The 21,770-nt window shown below is 69.6% G+C and carries 23 protein-coding genes, 1 tRNA gene and 5 pseudogenes; 14 read left to right on the top strand and 15 right to left on the bottom strand.

From position 1 onward, the window contains the following. Positions 1 to 429: 429 nt before the first annotated feature. Genes G7085_RS19460 through G7085_RS19470 form a run of 3 tightly spaced genes read right to left on the bottom strand, consistent with a single transcriptional unit; the run spans position 430 to position 1,671 of the window. Positions 430 to 780, bottom strand: a complete 351-nt coding sequence (locus tag G7085_RS19460; RefSeq protein WP_197512145.1) for a hypothetical protein — start codon at positions 778 to 780, stop codon at positions 430 to 432. After that, on the bottom strand, positions 714 to 938 hold the full coding sequence (locus G7085_RS19465) for a hypothetical protein (RefSeq protein WP_197512146.1): 225 nt from the start codon (positions 936 to 938) through the stop codon (positions 714 to 716). Before G7085_RS19465 ends, G7085_RS19460 begins: the two co-directional genes overlap by 67 nt. A gap of 4 nt (positions 939 to 942) precedes the next feature. Next, positions 943 to 1,671 (bottom strand): hypothetical protein, encoded by a 729-nt coding sequence (locus G7085_RS19470; RefSeq protein ID WP_197512147.1) that lies wholly within the window; start codon positions 1,669 to 1,671, stop codon positions 943 to 945. 219 nt (positions 1,672 to 1,890) lie between these two features. Between G7085_RS19470 and G7085_RS19475 the strand changes: the two genes are divergently transcribed. Then, a complete protein-coding gene (locus tag G7085_RS19475; RefSeq protein ID WP_197512148.1) occupies positions 1,891 to 2,184 on the top strand; it encodes an HAD family hydrolase in 294 nt (97 codons plus the stop codon). A 36-nt stretch (positions 2,185 to 2,220) separates the two neighbouring features. Then, positions 2,221 to 2,550 (top strand): HAD family hydrolase, encoded by a 330-nt coding sequence (locus G7085_RS19480; protein ID WP_197512149.1) that lies wholly within the window; start codon positions 2,221 to 2,223, stop codon positions 2,548 to 2,550. On the opposite strand, the pseudogene G7085_RS19485 reads toward G7085_RS19480, so the two are convergent. The 8 genes and pseudogenes from G7085_RS19485 to G7085_RS27950 all read right to left on the bottom strand — a co-directional run bounded on the left by G7085_RS19485 (position 2,534) and on the right by G7085_RS27950 (position 9,933). Next, positions 2,534 to 5,887: pseudogene (locus tag G7085_RS19485) on the bottom strand (hypothetical protein). The gene G7085_RS19480 and the pseudogene G7085_RS19485 sit on opposite strands and share 17 nt — an antisense overlap. Before the next feature lie 159 nt (positions 5,888 to 6,046). After that, positions 6,047 to 7,285 (bottom strand): ABC transporter permease, encoded by a 1,239-nt coding sequence (locus tag G7085_RS19490; protein ID WP_197512150.1) that lies wholly within the window; start codon positions 7,283 to 7,285, stop codon positions 6,047 to 6,049. A gap of 5 nt (positions 7,286 to 7,290) precedes the next feature. Continuing rightward, the gene (locus G7085_RS19495) at positions 7,291 to 7,623 is read right to left on the bottom strand and encodes a hypothetical protein (RefSeq protein WP_197512151.1); all 333 of its coding nucleotides are present in this window, start codon (positions 7,621 to 7,623) and stop codon (positions 7,291 to 7,293) included. Between the two features lie 2 nt (positions 7,624 to 7,625). After that, on the bottom strand, positions 7,626 to 7,763 hold the full coding sequence (locus G7085_RS19500) for a hypothetical protein (RefSeq protein ID WP_197512152.1): 138 nt from the start codon (positions 7,761 to 7,763) through the stop codon (positions 7,626 to 7,628). Next, on the bottom strand, positions 7,760 to 7,957 hold the full coding sequence (locus tag G7085_RS19505; protein WP_197512153.1) for a hypothetical protein: 198 nt from the start codon (positions 7,955 to 7,957) through the stop codon (positions 7,760 to 7,762). The genes G7085_RS19500 and G7085_RS19505 overlap by 4 nt, the downstream gene beginning before the upstream one ends. Next, positions 7,954 to 8,361 carry a hypothetical protein gene (locus G7085_RS19510; protein WP_197512154.1) on the bottom strand — a complete coding sequence of 136 codons (408 nt, stop codon included), beginning with the start codon at positions 8,359 to 8,361 and terminating at the stop codon, positions 7,954 to 7,956. The genes G7085_RS19505 and G7085_RS19510 overlap by 4 nt, the downstream gene beginning before the upstream one ends. Continuing rightward, a complete protein-coding gene (locus G7085_RS19515; RefSeq protein WP_331715812.1) occupies positions 8,358 to 9,107 on the bottom strand; it encodes an ABC transporter ATP-binding protein in 750 nt (249 codons plus the stop codon). The genes G7085_RS19510 and G7085_RS19515 overlap by 4 nt, the downstream gene beginning before the upstream one ends. A gap of 409 nt (positions 9,108 to 9,516) precedes the next feature. Next, positions 9,517 to 9,933 carry a hypothetical protein gene (locus G7085_RS27950; protein WP_231979730.1) on the bottom strand — a complete coding sequence of 139 codons (417 nt, stop codon included), beginning with the start codon at positions 9,931 to 9,933 and terminating at the stop codon, positions 9,517 to 9,519. A gap of 111 nt (positions 9,934 to 10,044) precedes the next feature. Here G7085_RS27950 and G7085_RS27955 point away from each other — a divergent pair. Further along, positions 10,045 to 10,677, top strand: a pseudogene (locus G7085_RS27955) (glycoside hydrolase family 38 N-terminal domain-containing protein); the annotation flags it as partial. Positions 10,678 to 10,865: 188 nt separating this feature from the next. Continuing rightward, positions 10,866 to 12,359, top strand: a complete 1,494-nt coding sequence (locus tag G7085_RS27960; protein WP_231979731.1) for an alpha-mannosidase — start codon at positions 10,866 to 10,868, stop codon at positions 12,357 to 12,359. 71 nt (positions 12,360 to 12,430) lie between these two features. On the opposite strand, the gene G7085_RS19525 is transcribed toward G7085_RS27960, so the two are convergent. Then, a complete protein-coding gene (locus tag G7085_RS19525; RefSeq protein ID WP_197512156.1) occupies positions 12,431 to 12,751 on the bottom strand; it encodes a hypothetical protein in 321 nt (106 codons plus the stop codon). 250 nt (positions 12,752 to 13,001) lie between these two features. Between G7085_RS19525 and G7085_RS19530 the strand changes: the two genes are divergently transcribed. Continuing rightward, positions 13,002 to 14,240 carry an LssY C-terminal domain-containing protein gene (locus tag G7085_RS19530; protein ID WP_197512157.1) on the top strand — a complete coding sequence of 413 codons (1,239 nt, stop codon included), beginning with the start codon at positions 13,002 to 13,004 and terminating at the stop codon, positions 14,238 to 14,240. A 251-nt stretch (positions 14,241 to 14,491) separates the two neighbouring features. Beyond that, a complete protein-coding gene (locus tag G7085_RS19535) occupies positions 14,492 to 15,148 on the top strand; it encodes a cytidylate kinase-like family protein (RefSeq protein WP_197512158.1) in 657 nt (218 codons plus the stop codon). A gap of 575 nt (positions 15,149 to 15,723) precedes the next feature. Here the strand turns inward: G7085_RS19535 and G7085_RS19540 are convergent. Next, positions 15,724 to 15,808, bottom strand: a tRNA-Leu gene (locus tag G7085_RS19540). A 130-nt stretch (positions 15,809 to 15,938) separates the two neighbouring features. On the opposite strand from G7085_RS19540, the pseudogene G7085_RS35645 reads away from it, so the two are divergent. Then, positions 15,939 to 16,201, top strand: a pseudogene (locus tag G7085_RS35645) (DUF3224 domain-containing protein); the annotation flags it as partial. Positions 16,202 to 16,338: 137 nt separating this feature from the next. Here the strand turns inward: G7085_RS35645 and G7085_RS19555 are convergent. Together G7085_RS19555 and G7085_RS19560 are read right to left on the bottom strand one after the other, a co-directional pair. Beyond that, positions 16,339 to 17,296: pseudogene (locus G7085_RS19555) on the bottom strand (aldo/keto reductase); the annotation flags it as partial. Between the two features lie 11 nt (positions 17,297 to 17,307). Continuing rightward, a complete protein-coding gene (locus G7085_RS19560) occupies positions 17,308 to 18,132 on the bottom strand; it encodes an undecaprenyl-diphosphate phosphatase (protein ID WP_197512159.1) in 825 nt (274 codons plus the stop codon). 107 nt (positions 18,133 to 18,239) lie between these two features. On the opposite strand from G7085_RS19560, the gene G7085_RS19565 reads away from it, so the two are divergent. The 7 genes and pseudogenes from G7085_RS19565 to G7085_RS19590 all read left to right on the top strand — a co-directional run bounded on the left by G7085_RS19565 (position 18,240) and on the right by G7085_RS19590 (position 21,692). Further along, on the top strand, positions 18,240 to 18,899 hold the full coding sequence (locus tag G7085_RS19565; protein WP_197512160.1) for a histidine phosphatase family protein: 660 nt from the start codon (positions 18,240 to 18,242) through the stop codon (positions 18,897 to 18,899). Positions 18,900 to 18,903: 4 nt separating this feature from the next. After that, positions 18,904 to 19,422, top strand: a complete 519-nt coding sequence (locus G7085_RS19570) for a DUF3090 family protein (RefSeq protein WP_231979732.1) — start codon at positions 18,904 to 18,906, stop codon at positions 19,420 to 19,422. Positions 19,423 to 19,430: 8 nt separating this feature from the next. Beyond that, positions 19,431 to 19,571, top strand: coding sequence for a hypothetical protein (locus tag G7085_RS19575; protein WP_197512161.1), 141 nt, complete (start codon positions 19,431 to 19,433; stop codon positions 19,569 to 19,571). Between the two features lie 11 nt (positions 19,572 to 19,582). Next, positions 19,583 to 20,071 (top strand): protein kinase family protein, encoded by a 489-nt coding sequence (locus G7085_RS19580; protein WP_331715813.1) that lies wholly within the window; start codon positions 19,583 to 19,585, stop codon positions 20,069 to 20,071. Positions 20,072 to 20,378: 307 nt separating this feature from the next. Continuing rightward, entirely contained in the window at positions 20,379 to 20,720 is a 342-nt protein-coding gene (locus tag G7085_RS33330; RefSeq protein ID WP_331715814.1) for a hypothetical protein, read from the top strand. Positions 20,721 to 20,763: 43 nt separating this feature from the next. Further along, a pseudogene (locus G7085_RS33335) lies at positions 20,764 to 21,432 on the top strand (cysteine--1-D-myo-inosityl 2-amino-2-deoxy-alpha-D-glucopyranoside ligase); the annotation flags it as partial. Continuing rightward, entirely contained in the window at positions 21,429 to 21,692 is a 264-nt protein-coding gene (locus G7085_RS19590; protein WP_197512162.1) for a phosphoribosyl-ATP diphosphatase, read from the top strand. The pseudogene G7085_RS33335 and the gene G7085_RS19590, both read left to right, overlap by 4 nt. The last annotated feature ends 78 nt before the right edge of the window (positions 21,693 to 21,770 follow it).

The raw sequence follows: 21,770 nt of genomic DNA on the forward strand, positions 1-21,770 counted from the left end.
CGCCGAGGCCGACCGCGGTGCCGACGGGCACCCCGGCCAGAGGTTCCTGCTCGGCGATGACGGGGGCGCGGCCGACACCGTGGCCGTGGGGGTCGGGGTCGCTCCAACCGTTGGTGTGGCGACCACAGGGGCAGTCGGGGCCGCGGTGGGGGAGGTCCGGGTCGCGGTCGGGGATACCGGTGTGGGGGCGCCTCCGAGGCCGTGGACGAGGTGCTCTTCCCCGTGGGGGCGGTGATCTTCCCCGTGGGGGCGGTGATCTTCCCCGTGGGGGCGGTGACCTTCCCCGTGGGGGTCGTCGCCGCCGTCGCCTTCCCGGTGGCCTTGGCGGTCGGAACGCCCCTGTGTCCGGCGCCGCGGAGGGCTCCCCGGAGGGCGCCACGGGATCTGGGGCGGGAGCCGGCGAGGCGGTCTCCACAGCATGTGACGGCTTCACGCCCGGGGCGGGTTCGACCCGTTGGACCGGTCGAGTGAGAAGGACCACCCCTCGTAGCCGCCGATGATCGCCTCATGCGTGGTGGCCCCCTTGTTCGAGAACGTCCACTTCCCGCCGTTGTCGGCGTGCCAGTACGACCAGAAGGCGGTGTCCGGTGGGGTGGTCACACACTTTTCGCGGTAGGAGGGGTCGTCGTTCAGCGCGATGGTCTCGTTGACCCCTGGCCGGGCATCGATGCGGCAGACGAAGGAGGGGCCGTCCTTCCGGGTGCCCTCAGGGTTCATCCCGGCGGCCTGCAGGATCTGCAGCCCGGAGGTGCCCGGATCGACGTCCTCGACGCAACGCACGATGCGGCCCCGCCGAGCTCCTGGAAGTCGACCACGAGGGTGACCCCGGCCTCCGTGGTGCACACCCCGTCGCGGACGTCGGCGCCCGCAGCGGGGGAGTTGAGGAAGATACCGCCGACGCCGATCAGCACCGCCGACGTCACCGCCATGGGGCGCACGGGATCAGTTCCCCGAGTTGGGCAGCCCGGGACGGGGCGCAGGTCCGGCTCCCCGGTGGGCCGGGGGAGGCGCTCGGCCGTGCGTCGGATCGGTGGTCGGCTGAGGCGTGGGGTCGGTGGTCGGCTGAGGCGTGGGGTCGGTGGTCGGCTGAGGCGTCGGGTCGGTGGTCGGCTGAGGCGTGGGGTCGGTGGTCGGCTGAGGCGTGGGGTCGGTGGTCGGCTCGGTGGAGGGCCCGGTGCTCGGTTCGGGTTCGGTGGGGTCGTCCAGGTCGATCCCCGCGACGGGGTCGGTCACCGGCGGCGCGGCCATCACGTTCCAGTCGGGCTGCAGCACCATGGCGAGCACATCCGAGGGTGCGAGCCTCAGCTCCATCACGCCGACCTGGGCGAAGTCCCAGCCGGCCGGGTACGTGCCGTCCTCACCCGCGCCCTTGGAGTACACCGACCACCACTCGCGGTCGGCCGCGTTGGCTGTGCGGCCGTCGACGACGGTCACGAACGGCTCGGCGCCGGTGACGAGGCCGGCGCTCTGCAGGGCGGCCGAGGCCGTGGTGAACTCGTCGGCGCAGCCGCCGGTCACAAAGCTGTCGTACTCGACGGAGACCCAGACGAGGCCGGCCCGCACGCACTCGGGCGCGGTGGTGGGTGCCGCCTGGGCGGTGAGGGTGGTGGTGAGGCCGACGGCGAGCGCGGCGGCCGCGGTCAGCGCCGCGGGCTTGGTGAAGCGAAGCATTGGAGTCCCTGTCCTTGGGGTCGGGCTCCGCCGCGCTGGTGTGGATTCTCCGCTGGCGCGACGGAAGTGTTACCGGAAATGCTCGTGCGGCGGTCCGACTCCCCTTGCGGGATCACGGTTGCGCGACAGTTCCGGGATCTCACCGGATTCGTCCACTCGAACGGACGCCACCATACCCCACCGCTATGGTGGGGTGGCACCGACCCCAGGAGAACACCCATGCCCGACGCGATCATCTTCGACATCGACGGAACCCTCATCGACACCGAGTGGGTGTGGGACGTCGTGCGCCGGGGGCTCGCCGATGAGGCGGGCGTCGCGTGGCCCGACGGGGCGACGCAGGCGATGATGGGCATGAGCACCCCGAATGGGCGGGGTTCCTCTCCGACGAGGTGGGGCTGCCCTATCCGGCTGAGGAATCCGAGCGACGCACCATCGAGGGATGCTCGAGCACTACCGGGCGGGGGTCACGCCTCTTCCCGGCGCGTTGGAGGCCGTGCACCGGATGGCTGAGCGCTACCCCGTCGCCGTGGCGAGCTCATCCCGCGGGTGCTGATCGACGCGTTCCTCCGCGTGATGGACCTCGACGGTGCGGTGCGGGTCAGCGTCTCCACCGAGGAGGTGGAACGCGGGAAGCCCGCGCCCGACGGGTTCCTCCGCGCGTGCGCGCTGCTCGGTGTCGACCCCTCCCGCTCGATCGCGGTGGAGGACTCCACCAACGGCATCAACTCGGCGCTGAACGCGGGCATGGCCGTGGTGGCCGTTCCGCCGCACTTCCACCCGCCGGCCCCCGAGGTGCTCGCCCGCGCCAGGGTGATCGACACCCTGGCCGAGCTGAGCTACGAGCTCGTCGAGGGACTCGTCACATCCGCCAGGTGACCTGACGACCGATCGTCCCGGTCAGCCGCGGGACGGCCTCCCGGACGAGGACGCCTCCAGGCAGGCCCGCATCGAGGCGATCCGCCCTGGGATGCCGAGTCGCTCCGCCGCATCGGCGTTGCCCTCCTCTGCCAGGAACCGCGTCATGGCGGCGACCGCGCGCTCCGCGTGGGCGGCATCCGCGGCGGCCTGCGAGGCGAGCCGCTCCGAGTACCAGTCGGAGGCGAGCACCTGCCCACGCTCGAACATGGCGCGGAACCTGGCGTCGTGCAGGGTGAGCCCCTCCGTGGAATGCCCCGCCGCCATGATCTCGAGCAGCGCCCGGATCGGGGGGACGGCGAGCGCGATCGTCCCGTCGTCGAGGTAGGACTGCGCCACATGCTGGTGCGTCGCCACGATCGTGCGCACCGACTCGGCGTACGTCTCGGAGTCCTGGAGTTCGGGCTTGAGCATGTTCTCGGAGAACACGACGTGAGGGTGCATGAAGATGCGGCCGAAGTACTTCGACTGGAACTTGGCGGTCATCCGGTAGCCGAGCCTGCTGGCCTCGATCGTCTCGCCGTCGACCTCGAAGTCCTCGACGCGCTCGAGGGCACCCTCGGCGATCAGGTTGGTGGCGTCGCGCTCCTCCTCGCTCATCCGGCAGAAGAGTTCCGGCACGAGCAGGGAGATGTCGTGGTCAACCCGCACGTTCGGGCCGATCACGCCTGCCGAGGAGAGCCAGCCGTCGTAGCCGGTGAGGGCGAAGTCAAGGAAGGCCGCGTTCAGGTCGATGACCGACGGCAACGCGTTGAACGGGCCCTTCGTCATGGCACCCTCGGAGCCCGCGCCGGTGGTCGACGGGGACTTGCCCGTCATCGACGAGATGAACTCCATGAACAGTTCGGGCAACTCCATGTAGTGCAGAGGCGCGTAGCAGCAGAGCGGCGGGACGCCGTCCTCCTTGGCGTTGTTGCGGCGCCCGGCCGCTACGACGTCGACCGGGAGGCGGAGCGGGGCGTCCATCGGCAGGCCGCGCCGGATGCGCGACGCGAGCTCCGCGGTCGCCGTCTCACGTGGGCGGGACACGTCGGGCCGCACCTGCAGGTAGCGCGGGTTCCTGGAGCGGGCACCGTTGATGATCCGGGGTCGGCGGAGGAGACGAAGTAGCCGGCGGACTCGTGCCCGTCCGCGACCCGCTCGATGAGCGCCTCCATCGGTTCGGTGAACCGGGAGAAGTTCACCGCGTCGTCGACCATGGCCCTGGCATCGTCGCGGGTGAGGGGCTCGAAGTTGCTGATGAACGCGCCGGCGGCCATGTCGGCCTCTGTCTGCTTGTCATAGCCGCGGTGGATCGCGTCGTCGGGGCGCTGGAACAGCAGTTGCTCACAGTTGGTGACGTACTTGCGCGACAGGCCATCGGCGCGACCTGAGGCAGCCGCGGGGCGATGATGCTCGCGGTGATGTCGTCCTCGGTCTGGACCTTCGTCGCGGGGTGGAAGTCGTGACGCAGCCCGAAGAGGCGCCACGAGCCGTCGACGGCGAAACCCACGCGGAGCATGTTGACCGTGATCTTGTCCCCGTCGAGCCGCAGGGCGTGCCCGGCGCGGCCGTTGATCCGGCCCACGGAGAAGTGTGTCGGCCATTCGCCACCCCACTCCGGGCGGTAGAACCGCTTCACCACGAAGACGAGCTCCTTGATGTGGTGGGGGATCGCATCGACCCACCTGTTGTACTCATCCGAGTAGTCCCTGCTCGGGGTGAGCAGCTTGATGACGGAGCCGACGCTGCGTTCGTCCGAGAGCAGGGCGCGGTCATCCCGGGCCGCCTCCCGACGAACCGGGTGGAGTAGTCGTGGTCGATGATGGCGGCGACCTGCTCCATGTCCTCGCTGAAGTCGTTGACGTAGGCGTTGCCGATCACGAAGGCGTCCATGATCGACTTGGAGATCTCCGACTTTCCGCCACCCGACACCGTCGCGGGCTTGTGGGCGGTGGTCGCCTCGGGGCCGTGCCGAGCAGGGTCCACTGCTCGCCGTCGGCCTCCAGGTGGGTGAGCTCGACGATGTAGCCGTCGGGGCCGATGTACTGGGTCCTCGCCCGCAGGGGATACGGCCGGGAACCCCGTCCAGGTTCCAGGTCACGCTGTTGTCGCGCAGGGAGTAGGAGGCGCCCTCGGGCACCAGCACGATGTGGTCCTGCTCGGCGTCGACGGCGTGGCCCTCGGGCTGCCGGATGAACCGCTGTGGGTCGCGGGCGATGACGTCGGCGATCCGGAACCCGTCGGTGACTGCGCTGGTGAACGCCTGCCCGAGGTTGTAGCGGGGTATGCGGTGGCGCCGCCGGAGTGCTCCTCCTCGACCATGCCCAGCAGGTTGGCCGCGTAGCTGATCTGTGCCTTGACCTCCTTCTTGCAGTAGCCGAAGTAGTTGTCCGCGATGACGGTGACGATCACGCCCCGCTCGTCACGGGCGCAGGCCTTGAAGGCCGAGCCGCCGTTGTAGAGCTCGTCGTCATCGGTCCAGCACATGCCGTCGCGACGCTGCCTCCCGGTGGCGTCCTCGTAGCGGGGGAGCCCCAGTTCCTTCTTGGTGAGCCGGGTCAGGTGCGGTGCGAGCACGACGAGGCCGGTGTGCCCGGTCCACCCCTCGGGATCGAGCGATGCGTCGTTCTCCGGGAGGTAGGGGTCGCCGCCGTTGCCGAAGATCCCCTCCACGAAGTCGAGGTTGGCCATCAGCGTGCCGGGGCCATGAAGCGCGTCTCCATCCGCCGCTCCACCGTGTAGCCGGGTACCTCTGGCACCACGATGGGTCGCAGCAGCAGCGATACCCAGCAGGTGGGCCTGTCGGGCTGGTCGGAGGTGTAGGGCAGCACCAGCGCGTCGGCCGGCGGGTTGAAGGCGTGCTCCATGAGCCGGCCGAACACGTCGCGGGGGACGGCCAGCTTGTCGTCCTGCACCGGAAGCCCGCCCTCGGCGATGTGGAAGACGCCCTTGGTGGTGCGGCGGTCGTTGGCCGGGTTGTGCAGGATGCCGTTGACGAGCCGATAGCTGGTCAGCTGCTCGGAGACGAAGGTGTCGCCGCCGACGGGAAGCGACATCTCCCGGGCGAGGCCGGGCTGGTCGAGTACCAGCGTCTTGCGGGGGAGCTTCGGCTCGGTGCCGGTGCCCGCGAGGTAGTCGTCCAGGAAGCACTGGATCCGACCGTCGACCGCGGGCAGTCGGTACTGGAGCCGCCGGTTCAGTTCGCGTTGCCGTGCGAGGACGGGCCGCACCAGGTCGACCGCACCGCTTTCAGGGAGCGGGATCCCAGGAGACCGAGCCTGAGGTTGATAGCTGCTGTTTCCGCGAAAGACGCCATGGTTCAACTATCTACCAACGCCCGGGTTCCCAGACACGGGTGCGGTCTATCGGGTCGGAGGTGAGCGTTAGTATGCCGGGCCTCACTGGGTCCGGATCGCCGCCAGCGGCGACAGTCGGGAGGCGCGCATGGCGGGTGCCAGCCCGGCGACGGTGCCGATCAGGGTCGCGAATGCGAGCGCGCCCAACATGAGCCAGGGTGGGATGATCGAGATCTTCCCGAGCCCGAACTCGCCCGACATCCCGACGAAGATGGCGTTGGCGATGGAGGAGGCGCCCAGGCTGAGCAGGATCCCGAGCAGGCCCCGAGCAGCCCGATGGTGGCGGACTCGAACAGGAACATCTTGCGGATGTCGCCGAGACCCGCGCCCATCACCTTCATCACCCCGATCTCGCGGGTGCGCTCGTACACGCTCATCATCATGGTGTTCGCGATGCCGATGGCTGCCACAAGCAGCGAGATGAAGCCGATGCCGCCGAAGACGGCCTGGATGGCGACGGCCTGCTGCTGGGCCTGCCGGATCCATTCGATGTCGGCCTGGGCGTCGATGCCCTCATCGCGCAGGGTCATCAGGAGCGCCTCTGCGTCCTCTGGGCTGTCGGTCTGCAGCCGGATCATGGAGTAGACGAAGCCCGGCTTCGGCTTACCGTCGGGGGTGGCAGGCTGGTTGGGGAGCGCCTTGCCGGGCATCGCCTTCTCCAGCATGTCGACCATGGCTCCGAACTCGGCGTAGACGACCGAGGAGTTGGGCCCCCACGCCTGGTCCTCGGTGCCGGCCACCTCGCCCACGACCGGCAGGATGATCCGCTTGGCCGGCGGCGGGGTCTCACCGTCGCCGCCGGATGGGGCATCTCCATCTGGTTCTGGAACTCGACGAACATCGTCTGCGTCCTGAAGTCGACCCCGTTCATGGTGCCGGAGAGCGGGTCGTAGAAGCTGTCGGCCAACATGTCGCCCATCACGACGCCCTGCTCGCCGACGGTGGGCACGTCGCCCAGGCGAGGGGGAGGTTGAGGCCCTCGAGCATGCCGGCCGGAACCGCCATGATCTGTATCCATGCCTCCTGGGTGTCGACCCTGCCGACGGCGTCGAGCGTGTAGATCGGCCACGCGTTGCGCACCCCGGGTACTCCGCGAGATGGGTGACGAAGGTGTCATTGAGCTCGGCGGGTAACCCGCGCTCGAGGGCGTCGGGCGGCGCCATGTACACCTGAACCTCCCTGAGGCTGGTGTTCTGCTCCATCGAGTCGAGGTAGCTCTGCGTCATGCCGATGCCGAACGACACCATGACGACCACGGCCGTGGTGCCGATGATCACGCCGAGCACGGTCATCAGCGTCCGGAACGGGCGCTGCCGGAGGCTGCCCAGGGCCGAGGCGATCAGGTCGGTGGAGCGCATCTGGCTTAGGCCCAGTCGTCGTCGATGAGGTTCTGACCCGACAGGGCGGCCAGCGACTCGGCGTCCTCCCGCGCGGCCTTCCTCCTGCGTGCCGTCACGATCACAGCTACGGCCGTTCCCACCATGGCGAGGAGGGCCACCCCGATGACGACGGCGAAGATCGGGAGTCCCGCGCCGTCCTCGGAGGGCGTCATCGGCTCCTCGGGGTACACCTCGGGCTCCTGCACCTCCATGACGGGTACCTCGGCCTTCTTCGTCAGGGTGAACACCTCGCCGGTCACGTCCTCGTAGGTCACCACCACGTCGATCGGTCCGCTTGCGGGCGTGAGGGCGGTCACCGTCATGTCGACGCTGCCGCTCGCTCCCGGCTCGATGGAGCCGACGAACGCCTCTGCCGGGCGAGCGACTGGCCCTCACCGATGACGGCCCTCGCGTTGAACAGCTGCGCCTTGCCGTGATTCTGGATCGTGAAGGTCATCGAACCCTGCTGGCCGACGGTGAGCATCTGGGGGTGACCTGCGGGACGGAGGTGTCGGCCCGCAGCTCTTGGTTGACCTCGACGGCGAGGGTCTCGCTGGACTGGTAGGCGTTGGCCGAGGGGTCCTCGTACTCGACCTCGATCGTGAGCTGGTACGGCTTGGCCTCGAGGGACGGGAGCGCCCGGAACGTCATCGAGTGCTCCGAGACCCGCTCCGCCCTGATGCCGGAGACGAAGATCGACGAGGAACCGCCGACCGGCAGGAACGACGAGTCGGGGAGGATACGCGCACCACCAGGTTCTGCACCCGGGTCTTCGACGACGTGTTCCACAGCGAGAACTTCACGGTGAACTCCTGCCCCGCGAAGACGCTCTGGGGGCGGTGCTGAAGTCCTTCACCATCACCCTCGGCACCGAGACCCGGCGGGGCCCTGGGTGCCCGGGTCGCCGCCGGGGTCCCGCCGCCACCCGAGCCGTCGCCGTTGCCTGCGGAGGAGCCGCCCGTGTCAGGTGGATCTCCCGCCGCGCTCGTGATGGGCACGAACAGGAGGCCGACCGCGAGGAGCAGGAACGCGGTGAGGCGGGCGATCGGTTTCATGGGAGGGCCACCTTCTCGTGGTTGTTGTGGGTGATGCCTGTGATGCGGCCGTCGCCGATCGACACGACTGTGTCGGCGAAGGACGCGATGTGGGCGTCGTGGGTGACCATGATCCAGGTCTGGTGGAACCGTTGGATGAGGCTCCGGAAGAGCTGCAGCGTCCGCTCGGAGGTCCGCGAGTCGAGGTTGCCGGTCGGCTCGTCCGCGAACACCAGGGTCGGCTGGACGGCGAGCGCGCGGGCGATGCCCACGCGCTGCTGCTGACCGCCCGAGAGCTGGGAGGGCTTGTGCTGGACGTGGCGGGAGAGGCCGAGCTGGGTCAGCACCGCGCGTGCCCGGGCCTGGCGACGCGCCTTCGGCATGCCCTGGAAGGCGAGTGGGAGGGCCACGTTGTCGAGGGCGGTCATGGACGGGAGGAGGTTGAAGGACTGGAAGATGAACCCCACCTGGTTGCGGCGGTAGGCCACCAACTGCGACTCGCTGAAGGCGTGCACTGGCTGGCCCGCCACGTAGATCTCGCCCGCGGTCGGCCGTTCGAGCCCTGCCAGCATGTTCAGGAGCGTCGACTTCCCGGAGCCGGAGGTTCCGACGATGGCGGTGAACGAGCCCCGCGGGACCGTGAGGTTGACGTGGTTGAGCGCGGCGATGCGCGAGGACCCGACCCTGAAGAGCTTGCTCAGGTCGCGCGTCACCACCAACGGTTCGCCCAGTTCGGGAAGCGCCGTGGCCGGGCGGGTCAGCGTCACCTCTGTCGCCTCTCGATCCTGCCCACGACCGGGAATGGGTGAGCCTGCCGCGAACACTATTGCCTCCGGGGCCCGATGTGGGGACCACAGGCCCGTTCGCGTCACATATCGGGACCGGGGCACTACGGGGCAGTGGAGCCGCATGCGACCACGGTCCCGGGTGGCAGGTGTGTTCCGCGTGCGCGGGGCCGGTTCCGGCAGTAGCTTCTCCTCAGATCCACAGCCACAGAGCCGTAGCCCCGGTGAGGAGCCCACATGCATGAGAACCAGGACCTGACGCTCGCACGCGCGCGACGCGTGCTCGAGGAGCGGCTGCGGCCCGCGATCCACTCCGATCCGCACCCGCTCTCTCTGGCGGCGCACGTGGTCGGGGCGAGCCGATCCCGGTGGCGGAGGGGCTGCGCGCCGACTACTCGCCCGTGTCGGTCGGGGCCCGTTGGGGCCGCGCCTGGGACACCACCTGGTTCCGGATCTCGGGCCGGGTGCCGGAGGCCTTCGCGGGCCGCCGGGTCGAGATCGTCGCCGACCTCGGCTTCGACACCGGGATGCCGGGCTTCCAGTGCGAGGGCCTCGTCCACCTCGCGGACGGCACCCCCGTCCGGTCGCTCAACCCGCGCGCCCAGTGGATCCCCGTCAGCCGCGACGCGCGGGGCGGCGAGGAGATCGGGTTCTTCGTCGAGGCCGCCTCGAACCCCGTCCTGCTCGGGCACCGGCCCTTCCTGCCCACCGCCGAGGGGACGTTCTCACCTCGGGTGATGAGGAGCTGTACCGCATCGGGCGCGTCGACGTCTGTGTCTTTGAAGGGGAGGTGTTCGAGCTGGTCCACGACGTCGAGGTGCTGGTGGAGCTGGCCGCGGAACTCCCGGCCGAATCGGGCCGCAGGGCCCGGATCCTGCATGCCCTCGACGCCTGCCTCAACCTGGTCGACCTGCAGGATGTGGCGGGCTCCGCGGCCGGGGCCCGCGCGCAACTGGTCGACGTCCTGGCCAGCCCCGCCGAGCCGAGCGCGCACCGGCTGACCGCCGTCGGTCACGCGCACATCGACTCGGCCTGGCTGTGGCCGTTGCGGGAGACCGTACGGAAGGTGGCGCGCACCTGTTCCTCGATGGTTGCGCTGCTGGAGGAGGACGACGGGTTCGTCTACGCCATGTCGAGCGCCCAGCAGTACGACTGGCTGAAGCGGGAGCGACCCGAGGTGTTCGCCCGCGTGCGCGACGCCGTCGCGAGCGGGCGGTTCGTGCCGATCGGCGGTATGTGGGTGGAGCCCGACGCGGTGCTGCCGTCGGGTGAGAGCTTCATCCGGCAGATCTCCCAGGGCCAACGGTTCTTCCGCGAGGAGTTCGGGGTCGAGTGCAGGGGCGCCTGGCTGCCCGACAGTTTCGGCTACTCCCCGGCGCTGCCGCAGCTGCTCGTCGGATCGGGCTTCGAGTGGTTCCTGACCCAGAAGATCTCCTGGAACCAGGTCAACCGTTTCCCCCACCACACGTTCTGGTGGGAAGGCATCGACGGGTCGCGCGTGTTCACGCACTTCCCGCCGATGGACACCTACAACGCGCAACTGAGCGGCGAGGAGGTGGCCCGCGCGGCGCGCCAGTTCAAGGAGAAGGCCGTCGCCTCCAACTCGCTGGCCCGACCGGCTGGGGCGACGGTGGCGGTGGCACCACCAGGGAGATGCTGGCGCGTGCCCGGCGGCTCGCCGACCTCGAGGGAAGCCCCAGGGTCGTGCCCGGATCGCCGGACGACTTCTTCGAGCGCGCCATGCGGGAGCTGCCCGACCCTGACACCTGGCGCGGCGAGTTGTACCTGGAGCTGCACCGGGCCACATTCACGACGCAGCACCACACCAAGCAGGGCAACCGGCGCAATCAGAGGCTGCTCGCGGAGGCCGAGTTGTGGGCCTCTGTCGCCGCCGTCAGGGCCGGGTTCGGCTACCCGTACGAGGAACTGGACGAGATCTGGCGGGAGGTGCTGCTCCTGCAGTTCCACGACATTCTGCCCGGCACCTCCATCGCCTGGGTGCACCGCGAGGCCGAGGAGGCCCACGCGAGGCTGACGGTGCGGCTGGAGGTGATCATCGGGCAGGCCCTCACGGCGCTGGGCGTCACCCTGACCGACCGGGGAGAGCTGCTCGTCAACGCCGCCCCGGTCGCCCGGCTCGGGATTCCCGCCTGCTCGGTGGCGCCGTCCGACGCACCCGCGGGCGTGACCGCTTCGGCGGAGGCTGACGGGTTCGTCCTCGAGAGCGACCAGGTGCGGGCCGTCATCGACCGGGCAGGCCTCGTCGTGTCGCTCGTCGACCGGCGGAGCGGACGCGAGGCCATCGCGGAGGGAGGCCGGGGCAACCTGCTCCAGTTGCACCAGGACTTCCCCAACGCCTGGGATGCCTGGGATGTCGACTCCCACTACCGGGACATGCGTGAGGATCTCGACGGCCCCGCCGACGTCAGGCTCGATGGTGACGCCGTCGTCGTGCGCAGGAGCTTCGGTGCCTCGTCGGTGACCCAGCGTCTCACCCTCGACCCGGCGGGCCGGATCCTCACGATCGACTGCGACATCGACTGGCACGAGGACGAGAAGTTCCTCAAGCTGGCGTTCCCGGTCGACGCGTTCTCCGATGAGGTGCTGGCCGAGACGCAGTTCGGCTACCAGCGGCGCGCCAACCACACCAACACGTCGTGGGAGGCGGCCCGCTTCGAGACGCACGCGCAGCACTGGTTCCTGGTGCGGGAGCCGGGCTTCGGCGTCGCGTTCCTCAACGAGTCGAGCCACGGGTTTGACGTGACCCGCGTGCACGAGGGGGGACGGGTCACGAACCTGGCCAGGTTCTCGGTGCTGCGGGCCCCCCGGTTCCCCGACCCGCAGGCCGACAGGGGCAGGCACCACCTCCGGTTCGGCGTCCTCGTCGGCGCCGACATCCCCGACGCGACCGGGGCGGGTTGGGCGTTCGAGCATCCGGGTAGGACGGCCGAGGGGGCAACGGTCGCTCCCCTCGTCGTCTCGAGCGGGCCGGGGGTGGTCGTCTGCGCCGTCAAGCTCGCCGATGACCGTTCGGGCGACCTGATCGTGCGCGTCTACGAGTCCCTGGGGGCCAGGGGGGCGACGACGCTGTCGTTCGATCTGCCGGGGATCGCCTCCGTGGCCCGCACCGACCTCATCGAAAGGACCGCCCCGGGTGACCTGCCGCTCGATGACGGGTCGGTGGAACTGACGCTCAGACCATTCGAGGTGGTGACCCTGCGCGTCAGGCGCTGAACCCGGCTCCGCGCGTCAGCCGTGGCTCGCGGCCAGGTGCACGGCCTCGATCTGGGCGACCACGACGGAGTTCAGCGCGGCGAGGTGCTCATAGTCGCGGGGCGGGGTGCCCGGTACAGGGGGCGCACAGTGGTGAGGACCTCGAACAGGTCCTCACGGGTGAACTGCTTGTTCCTGGTGAGGAGTCGGAGGCCGCCGCGGGCGTCGCGCAGGTCGCGCAGCCGGCCGCGCCAGCCGGGGTTCGACAGCGGGGCCTCATCCTGATCCATCGCGTCGGTGAGCTGGCCGAGGGCGTCGATCAGCGCGTCGATCGCGGGCCGCACCTGCTCCGGATCGAACGCACTGACGGTGACCTCGTCCTCGCGGCCGAAGAGTCTTGCAATAAATCCCATGGTCGTTTCCCTCCCTGGTCACACCGTACCGGGGTGCACCCACCGCCGTAACCGGTACCCGGTTGGTACGCTCGCGCTGAGGATCCAGGGAGGTGGGAGCCGGTGCCGGAACATGAGGAGGGCGCGCTCATGCCCGTCGACGGCGTCCCGGGACACGCGACCGGGGCGAGGTGGTCGCGGCCCGACCGGCGCCCGTCTACCGTGCCTCTGCCGGGCCGAATCCCAGGCGGAGGCGCCGGGGATCGGCGACATGGTCGACACGATCTTCATCGTGCTCGCGCTGATCTTCTCCGGCTGGCTTGCGGGGCGGCTGCTGCTGGCAAGCTTCCACCTCTCGCCGCTGAGCATCCTTCCGGTCATCGGGTTCTATGCCGTGGTGGCCTACCTGCTGCTTCCACGGATGCACCAGGTGTTCACGGATCTGTACGTGCCGAACTACTTCATCGGCCGCACCCGCACCGGTGACGGCCTCTTGGGCGACCCGATCAACCTCGCGCTGGACGGTTCGGAGGCCGACGTGCACGCCGCGATGCAGCGCGCCGGCTGGACGCTGGCCGATGAGGTGACCATCGCGTCCAGCATGAGGATCATCGCGTCGACGCTGCTGCGGCGAACCTACAAGGAGGCTCCCGTCTCCGACCTCATGTTGTTTGGCAGGCGGCAGGACTTCGCCTATCAGCAGGAGGTGGGCGGTGACGCGTCCAAGCGGCACCACGTCCGGTTCTGGAAGGCGCCCGACGGGTGGCTGCTGCCCGGCGGCGAGAAGGTCGACTGGCTCGCGGCCGGCACCTACGACCGTCGGGTCGGGTTGTCGCTGTTCACGATGCAGGTGACCCACAAGATCGACCCGGACACCGACGCGGAGCGCGACTACATCATCGCGACCCTCGAGCATGCCGACCCCGAGATCTACATCCGCGTCATCCATGACTTCTCCACCGCGTACCACGCGCGCAACGGCGGGGGCGACGCGATCCGCACCGACGGCGACCTGCCCATCGCAGATGTTGGCGGCGCGGTGGGTCGCTCCCATCGACGTGAACTGCCCATCAGGGCTGAGGAGGCGTCGATCACCGAACACCACATTCCGCCCGTCGGCCTGCTGTTTGCGGGGCTGCTGGTGCTGCTGCGGTCGATCCAGATGGGCTTCATCGTCCCGGAGGTGATGCGGATGGCGGATGTGCTCGGTGCCACCGAGGGGCAGACGGTGCTCGCGGCGGTGGCGTTCGGATCCGTTGCCGTGGTCTACCTGGCGCTGTGGCTGCTCACCCTGGCGCGTCGCAGTTGGGCCCGCACGCTGTTCATGCTGATGCTGAGCCTCGACGCCTTCCTCTCCCTGTCGCAGGTGCTGCCGGTGGGTGGTGGGGCACGCCTCCTCGTGCTGGCCGGCGCCGCGCTGTCGGTCCTGACGCTGCTCGCCGTCACCGGCCCCGACGCGTCGGCCTGGGTCCGCGAACGGCGGGGACGCGGCCGACCCGTCAGGGAATGAGTGATGCACGCCCCGAACTCTCACGGTGGTGGCTGGGTCATTCATGGCTGGTTTCCTGGGATCGATGCTTCATGGCACACATCAACACCGCGAGCGGGACGTGCCCCGCGTACAGATTCGGCCGGCCGTGGCGCGGACGACGGAGCCTCCTTCCGCGTCGCGGCAGCGGCTCCCATGCCGTCCGGTAGGTTCGTTGGACGGGGCCCGGCGCAGACAGGGACGGGGACCCGTCACCGATCAGAAGGAAGATCATGGGCAGCATCACCATCTCCCGCCAGCTCGGAAGCCACGGCGCACGCGTCGCCAGAGGCGTGGCGAGGAAGCTTGGCTGGCCGCTGGCGGACAAGGCCACGATCAACACTGTCATCCGGGAATACGGCCTGACGCAGCTCGATGACATCTACGGGCCGAAGCCCCCGCGGTTCTGGGACCTCTTCGAGAACAACAAGGTCTGGACCATCGAGTGGATGAACAAGACGATCCAGGCGATTGCGGCCCAGGAGGATGCCGTGATTCTGGGGCGTGGCGGGTTCGCCGTCCTCGGAGGCTACGCGGACGTGCTCAACGTGTTCATCAAGGCGTCCGACGACGTCCGGGCGCACCGCATCGGGCTCCGTGACGACATCAGCCAGGCGGATGCGGCGGAGAAGGTCGCCGCCGATGACAAGGCGCGGGCCAAGTTCACCAGGCTGTTCTACTCGTTGGACTGGGCCGATGAGAGCAACTTCGACCTGGTCCTCGACACCGGCGAGGTCACCGATGAGGTCGCGATGGACCGGATCATTGAGGCCTACCGCGCGAAGATCTCGGCTGCGCCCGCCGGGCCGTCCATCGCGGAACTGGTGCCGGACGCGCTCCTCGCCGAGAGCGTCCGCGGGCGCTTCGGGAAGACCAGCCAGACGCATTGAGCCCAGGTGGGGGCCTGGATGGTGGTGTTGGCCCCGGCTTCGATCCGCTCGGCTCCGGCCGCTGCTTCTGCCATTGCGGTGACGTGGAGTGTGATTGCGTCGGCAGTCGCAACGATCCCGCTGGGGCGTTCCAGGATCCGTAGGGGATGAAGTCGACTCCGAAGCCGTCGACCAGGAACGTACTGCCACCGCCACTCCGCCCCCAGGTTCCTGCTGTGTGCCTCCAGTTCTCCTCCCACCACCGCGGTTCAGGTCCTGCCAGCTCCAGCCGCCGCAGTCGAGGTGCCGGGACGCGCACGTACCCGTCGACCCGGTCGCGCGCCAACCGGTCAGGGTCGATGAGCTTTCGTCGGGTGCCCTGTATGAAGATGTGGCCTCGCCCGCGGAGGTCGGCGATGGTGTTGGAGACGGTGCCCTTGGACAACCCGACAGTGCCGTCAGCTGTTCGTAGCGCAGTGGACGTGCAGCGAAGGTGCCCCAAACCGGCGACAGCTGGCGGAAGGTGGCGGAAGGTGAAATGAGAAGAACCCCTGGTCAACTCGGCTTGCGCCTTGTCGACCAGGGGTTCTGATCTGTGTCCGAGAGAGGACTTGAACCTCCACGCCCTTTACGGGCACTAGCACCTCAAGCTAGCGCGTCTACCAATTCCGCCACCCGGACGAGTGACCTTCCCCTTGGGAAGCGTCGGTAACTCTAGCAGCAACCTGCGGGAGTAATGCAAATCGGTGGACCGCTCCCCGGGCTCCGCCCCGGCGTAGGCTGTGGGGCAACCGCGAAGAGGAGTACCCAGATGGCCATCCGAGCGACGTTTGACGTGAGCATCACCCCGGGCGATTCGCTCCTGCCCGGGACCGGACGCTTCGACTTCGAGAAGGAGTGGAGGGGCGACATCGCGGGCGTCAGCCGCGGTGTGATGCTCTCCTGCGGTGACCCGGCCGCCGGCACTGCGGGCTACGTGGCCATGGAGGCGTTCGAGGGGTCATCGCCGACCTCAGGGGCACCATCGCCTTCCAGCAGCTCGGGACCATGGACCACGGCAACCAGGGCGTGCGTTACCTCGTGGTCCCCGGCTCCGGCACCGGCGAACTCGAGGGGCGACGGGGGTGCTGCACCTCACCGTCGACCAGGACTCCGGGGTCCACTCCGTGGCGATGGAGCTCACCTCCGGCCGATAGGGCCTCAGGCCCTGCGCGCAGCGCGTTCGGCCCGCCCGAGATGTCGTCGAGCGCGGAGACGATGGGGCGACCAACTCCTTGCTCTCGGCGTCGATCAGCTCGGACAGCTGCGCCACGGTGCGGGGACCGACCAGCGCGGAGGCCACCTGCGGCGCGTCACGCACCCACATCAGCGCCACCTGCGGCGGAGTCAGGCCGAGGCCCTGCGCGGCGTGTGCGACGGCGTCGACGATCGCCTGCGAGCGCGGCTGCAGGTACGGCTCCAGGAACCAGCCGAAGTGATCGGACGCGGCCCGCGAGTCGCGCGGCACCCGGCCGCCGCCGTAGCGCCCGCTGAGCGCGCCCCGTCCGAGGCTCGACCAGGCGAGCAGCCCGAGCCCGTGGTAGGCGGCGGCGCCGACGACCTCGACCTCGGCGCGGCGGGCCAGCAGCGAGTACTCCACCTGCACGCTCGAGAGCCGGATCCGCGAGCGGTCGGCCTCCTGCCAGGTGGCGGCGGTCGCCGTCTGCCAACCCACGAAGTTGGAGACGCCGACGTAGCGGGCCATGCCGCGCGCGACGGCCGTGTCGAGGGCGGAAAGGGTCTCGTCGATCGGCGCAGACCCCCACGCATGGACCTGCCACAGGTCCACGTGGTCGGTCTTGAGCCTGCGCAGCGACGCCTCGAGGTCGTCGAGCAGCGCGCCCCTGGACGTGTCGATGGTGCGTCGCGCGTCGCGCACCACGAAGCCGGCCTTGGTGGCGATCGCAAGCGCCTCGCGGGGAGGCCCGCGGCCAGCGCCTTGCCGATCATCCGTTCCGCGACGCCGCCGCCGTAGGCGGGTGACGTGTCCACGAGGTTGCCCCCCGCGGAGGCGAACTCGTGCAGCAGGTCACGGGCGGCGGGCCACTCCACGTCACGGCCCCATGAGATGGTGCCGAGGCCGAGGCGGGAGACCCGGAGGCCGGATGAACCGAGCGGTCGAAGCTGCATGGCAGGTGATGTTAGGCGACGAGGACGCCGGCGAGGATCAACGCGGCCACGACCGCCGCGATCACGAGGCGGTAGATGACGAAGATGCGGAAGTTGTGCGTCGAGATGTAGCGCAGCAGCCACGAGATGACGGCGTAGCCGACCACGAACGCGATGACGGTTGCGACGATCGTCGGACCCCAGGCCGTCGAGGCGTCGCCGCCGATGTCCTTCAACTTGTACAGGCCCGACCCGAACACGGCGGGGATGGCCAGCAGGAACGCGTACCGGGTCGCCGCCTCGCGGGTGTAGCCGAGGAAGAGGCCGCCGGAGATCGTCGCGCCGGAGCGGGAGACCCCGGGGATCAGCGCCGCGGCCTGGAACAGGCCGAACAGGATGCCGTCGCGCCAGGAGAGGTCCTTCAGTTCCTTGGTGTTGCGCTCGCCGTAGCGGTCGGCCAACGCCAGGATGACCGCCACGCCCGCCAGCATGGCGACGGTGATCCACAGGTTGCGCAGCGAGGTGTCGATGGCGTCCTGGAACAGGAGGCCGAGCAGCACGATCGGCACCGAGCCGACGATCACGAGCCAGCCCATCCGGGCGTCCGGGTCGCTCTTCTCGACGCGCCCCGTGAAGCTGCCGAACCAGTGCGAGATGATCCGCGCGATGTCTTTTCGGAAGTAGACCAGCACCGCAGTCTCGGTGCCGAGTTGGGTGACCGCCGTGAACGCGGCACCCGGGTCCCTTCCCTCGAAGAACAACTGTCCGACGATGGACACGTGGGCGCTCGATGAGATCGGGAGGAACTCGGTCAGCCCCTGCACGATCCCGAGCACGATGGCCTGCAGCCAGTCCATGCCTCTTGTTCCTCTCGTAGGCGAAATCCTGCGCCACTGTACTCCGGGGCCGCGCGGGCCGTCGCCTGTGGAGCGGTGGTGCGGGGGCCCGCGTTAGGCTGTGGCCCATGACCAAGGTCGTCCTGATCCGCCACGGCCGTTCCACCGCGAACGCAGAGGGGATCCTCGCGGGTCGCGCACCCGGGGTGCCGCTCGACGAGACGGGACGCGCCCAGGCCGTGCGGCTCGGTGAACTCCTGGCGGGGACCGCGATCGCCGGCGCCTTCACCTCACCGGTCCAGCGCTGCAGGGAGACGGCGACCCTCGCCGGGTTCGCGTCGGCCGAGGTCGTCGAGGGGCTCAGCGAGTGCGACTACGGAGCGTGGACCGGGCCCGCCTCGAGGCGCTGCGCGGCGAGGAGGTCTGGGGCGACATCCAGGTCGCCCCTCGAAGGTGACGTTCCCCGGGGTGAGTCCATGGTTGAGATGTTCACGCGCGCGTCGACGGCCGTCCGCGACCTCGCAGGCCGACACGGTGACGGCGACACCATCGTCGTGTTCTCCCACGGCGACCCGATCAAGGCGATCCTCGCCGATGCCTTCGGGATGCGGCTGGACGACTTCCAGCGCCTGCACGTCAGCCCCGCGGGCGTCAGCATCATCGAGTTCCACCATGACCGGCCGCTGGTGGTGTGCATCAACGCAGGCGGCGACCTGGGGAGCCTTCTCGCCGCACGATCCGCCCCGACGGTCGGCGGGGAGACGTCCCCGAATCCGCGTAGGCTCTGATTCCATGATGCTGGAGTTCGACCGACCCGACCGGTGCGTCGTCGGGACCGTTGGTCAGCCGGGAAACCGCCTGTTCCTCATCCAGGTCGCCCAGGGGGTCAACTGGCCGCCGTCGCCCTCGAGAAGCAGCAGGCCCAACTCCTCGGGTCCGGGTCGGCGAGGTGCTCGACCAACTCGCAGAGCTCGGCCACGACGTACCGCCGCGCGCCGTCCCCGCCGACATGGGGCCGCTGGACGCCCCGTCAACGTCGACTTCCGCGCGGCAGCGATCGGGCTCGCCTGGGACGCGGACACCGGGCGACTCGTCCTCGAACTCTTCTCCATCGAGGCCGAGGACGACTCCGGGGAGAACTCGCTGCTCCAGGTCCGCCTGACGCCGGCCATGGCCCGCGAGTTCTCGGGTCGCGCCGAGCGGGTGGTCGCGTCCGGCCGCCCGGCCTGCCCCGCCTGCGGGCAGCCGCTCGACCCGGGCGGCCACATCTGTCCGCGCGCCAACGGGTACCGGGGCGACCTGTTCTCATGACCGCACCCGTGGGCGCCCTCACCCTTCTCGGCCGCCTGGCCGACGCCTCCAACGCGACCTTCCTGGGCGCCGACGAGGCGGGAGCGACCTGGGTCTACAAGCCCGTCGCGGGGAGAGGCCCCTGTGGGACTTCCCGACCGGCACCCTGAGCCGGCGGGAGGTGGCCGCCTTCGCCGTGTCCGAGGCGCTGGGGCTCGGAGTCGTGCCGACGACGGTGTGGATCGACGGCCCGCTCGGTGAAGGGTCCGCCCAGACCTGGATCGACGGCGGCCCGACCGACCTGATCGACCTGCTCGACCCGGCGACCGTCACCGGAAGCTGGCTTCCCATCCTTGCCGCCACCGCCGACGACAGGCCCGTGGTCCTCGCGCACCGCGACGATGCGCGGCTCCGCGAGGTCGCGCTGTTCGACGCGCTCGTGAACAACGCCGACCGCAAGGCGAGCCACCTCATCGCCGACGGCGAACGCCTCCGCGGCGTGGACCACGGCGTCAGCCTGCACGTCGAGGACAAACTCCGCACGGTCCTGTGGGGCTGGGCCGGGGACCCGCTGACCGAGGGTGAGGCCAGTGTCCTGGCGCTGGCTACTGCATTCGGGAGCCGCTCGCGCCCGGGCTGGACGACGACGAATGGGAGGCGCTCCGCGTGAGGGCCGGCACGATCCTGTCCGAGGGACCCTGCCGCGCCCGTCTGGCAGATGGCCCGCGATCCCCTGGCCGCCGCTGTAGCGCTAAGTTTGGGCGCATGTACTCGTGGGCCCCAGTCGCCGTTCCGACCCTTGAACCATCGACGAGCCCGCGGCGGCTCAGCGTGCACGACTCCCGCACGCGCGGGAGCCTCGAGGTCGGCCCGGCCGGCGGCGGCAGCGCCCGCATGTACGTCTGCGGTATCACCCCTACGACGCGACGCACCTCGGCCACGCCAACACGTACCTGACGTTCGACCTCATAAACCGCGTGTGGCGCGACCTGGGCGCCGAGGTCAACTACACGCAGAACGTCACCGACGTCGACGACCCGCTGCTGGAGCGCGCGGCCCAGACGGGCCAGGAGTGGGAGGAACTGGCGGAGGACCAGATCGAGCTGTTCCGCAGCGACATGCAGGACCTGCGCGTCATCCCGCCGGAGCACTACATCGGCGCTGTCGAGTCGATCGCCATGGTGGTCGAACTGATCGAGTCGATGCTGCCGAGCGGGCTGGTCTACCAGATCGACGACGCGGAGCATCCCGACTGGTACTTCAACACGGTTGCGGCCCCGGGTTCGGTGAGGTCAGCGGGCTTGACGAGGCCGCCATGATCGAGCGCTTCCGCGACAACGGTGGCGACCCGAGCGGGCGGGCAAGCGGCACCCCCTCGACTGCCTCGTGTGGCGCTTCGCGCGCCCCGACGAGCCGAACTGGTCGTCGTCGCTCGGCGCAGGCAGGCCCGGCTGGCACATCGAGTGCACGGCCATCGCGCTGAGGTTCCTCGGCGAGGAGTTCGACATCCAGGGCGGCGGCTCCGACCTGGTGTTCCCCCACCACGAGATGTGCGCGGCCGAGGCCATCGTCGCCTCGGGCCGCCCCCTTGCGAAGGCTTACGTCCATTCGGGGATGGTGGCGCTGCACGGCCAGAAGATGAGCAAGTCGAAGGGCAACCTCGAACTGGTCAGCCGCCTGCGCCACGGCGGGGCCGATCCGATGGCCATCCGCCTCGCGCTGATCAACCACCACTACCGCGAGGACTGGGAGTGGACGCCCGACCAACTCGCGGCCGCGGAGGAGAGGCTCGCGCTCTGGCGCTCGACACTCGACCTTCCGGGAGCTGCACCCGCAGAGGAGACCGTCGAGGCCGTCCGCGCCGCGCTGCGCCACGATCTGGACACCCCGACGGCGCTCGCGGCGGTCGACGAGTGGGCCAGGGCCTCGCAGGCCGATGATCAGGTCGATCCCGACGCCGTCTCGCGGATGACCACCGCCGTCGATGCGCTGCTGGGCATCGACCTCCAGCGGGTAGGCTTCCAGGCGTGAAAACGTTCGAGGAACTCTTCCAGCAACTCAGCGAGACCAGACGCACCAGGCCGGAAGGGTCCGGCACCGTGGCGCGACTCGACGCCGGAGTCCATGAGATCGGCAAGAAGGTCGTCGAGGAGGCCGCCGAGGTCTGGATGGCGGCCGAGTACGAGACGAAGGAGCAGGCGGCCGAGGAGATCAGCCAACTGCTCTACCACGCCCAGGTGATGATGCTCGCGCTCGACCTGGACCTCGAAGACGTCTACCGCTACCTCTGACCAGAACCTAAGGACCGGCCCACAGTGACCTCCGAACGCCTGCTTCGCATCGCCGTCCCCAACAAGGGGGCTCTCGCG

This window comes from Tessaracoccus coleopterorum (genome assembly GCF_011174705.1).
Lineage (GTDB): Bacteria > Actinomycetota > Actinomycetes > Propionibacteriales > Propionibacteriaceae > Arachnia > Arachnia coleopterorum.

Coding starts and splice junctions, on each gene's coding strand:
- G7085_RS19470 (WP_197512147.1), bottom strand. CDS start 1,671: ATGCTTCGCTTCACCAAGCCCGCGGCGCTGACCGCGGCCGCCGCGCTC.
- G7085_RS19475 (WP_197512148.1), top strand. CDS start 1,891: ATGCCCGACGCGATCATCTTCGACATCGACGGAACCCTCATCGACACC.
- G7085_RS19490 (WP_197512150.1), bottom strand. CDS start 7,285: ATGCGCTCCACCGACCTGATCGCCTCGGCCCTGGGCAGCCTCCGGCAG.
- G7085_RS19500 (WP_197512152.1), bottom strand. CDS start 7,763: ATGACCTTCACGATCCAGAATCACGGCAAGGCGCAGCTGTTCAACGCG.
- G7085_RS19505 (WP_197512153.1), bottom strand. CDS start 7,957: ATGACGTTCCGGGCGCTCCCGTCCCTCGAGGCCAAGCCGTACCAGCTC.
- G7085_RS19510 (WP_197512154.1), bottom strand. CDS start 8,361: ATGAAACCGATCGCCCGCCTCACCGCGTTCCTGCTCCTCGCGGTCGGC.
- G7085_RS27960 (WP_231979731.1), top strand. CDS start 10,866: ATGCGGGAGCTGCCCGACCCTGACACCTGGCGCGGCGAGTTGTACCTG.
- G7085_RS19525 (WP_197512156.1), bottom strand. CDS start 12,751: ATGGGATTTATTGCAAGACTCTTCGGCCGCGAGGACGAGGTCACCGTC.
- G7085_RS19530 (WP_197512157.1), top strand. CDS start 13,002: ATGGTCGACACGATCTTCATCGTGCTCGCGCTGATCTTCTCCGGCTGG.
- G7085_RS19535 (WP_197512158.1), top strand. CDS start 14,492: ATGGGCAGCATCACCATCTCCCGCCAGCTCGGAAGCCACGGCGCACGC.
- G7085_RS19560 (WP_197512159.1), bottom strand. CDS start 18,132: ATGGACTGGCTGCAGGCCATCGTGCTCGGGATCGTGCAGGGGCTGACC.
- G7085_RS19565 (WP_197512160.1), top strand. CDS start 18,240: ATGACCAAGGTCGTCCTGATCCGCCACGGCCGTTCCACCGCGAACGCA.
- G7085_RS19570 (WP_231979732.1), top strand. CDS start 18,904: ATGATGCTGGAGTTCGACCGACCCGACCGGTGCGTCGTCGGGACCGTT.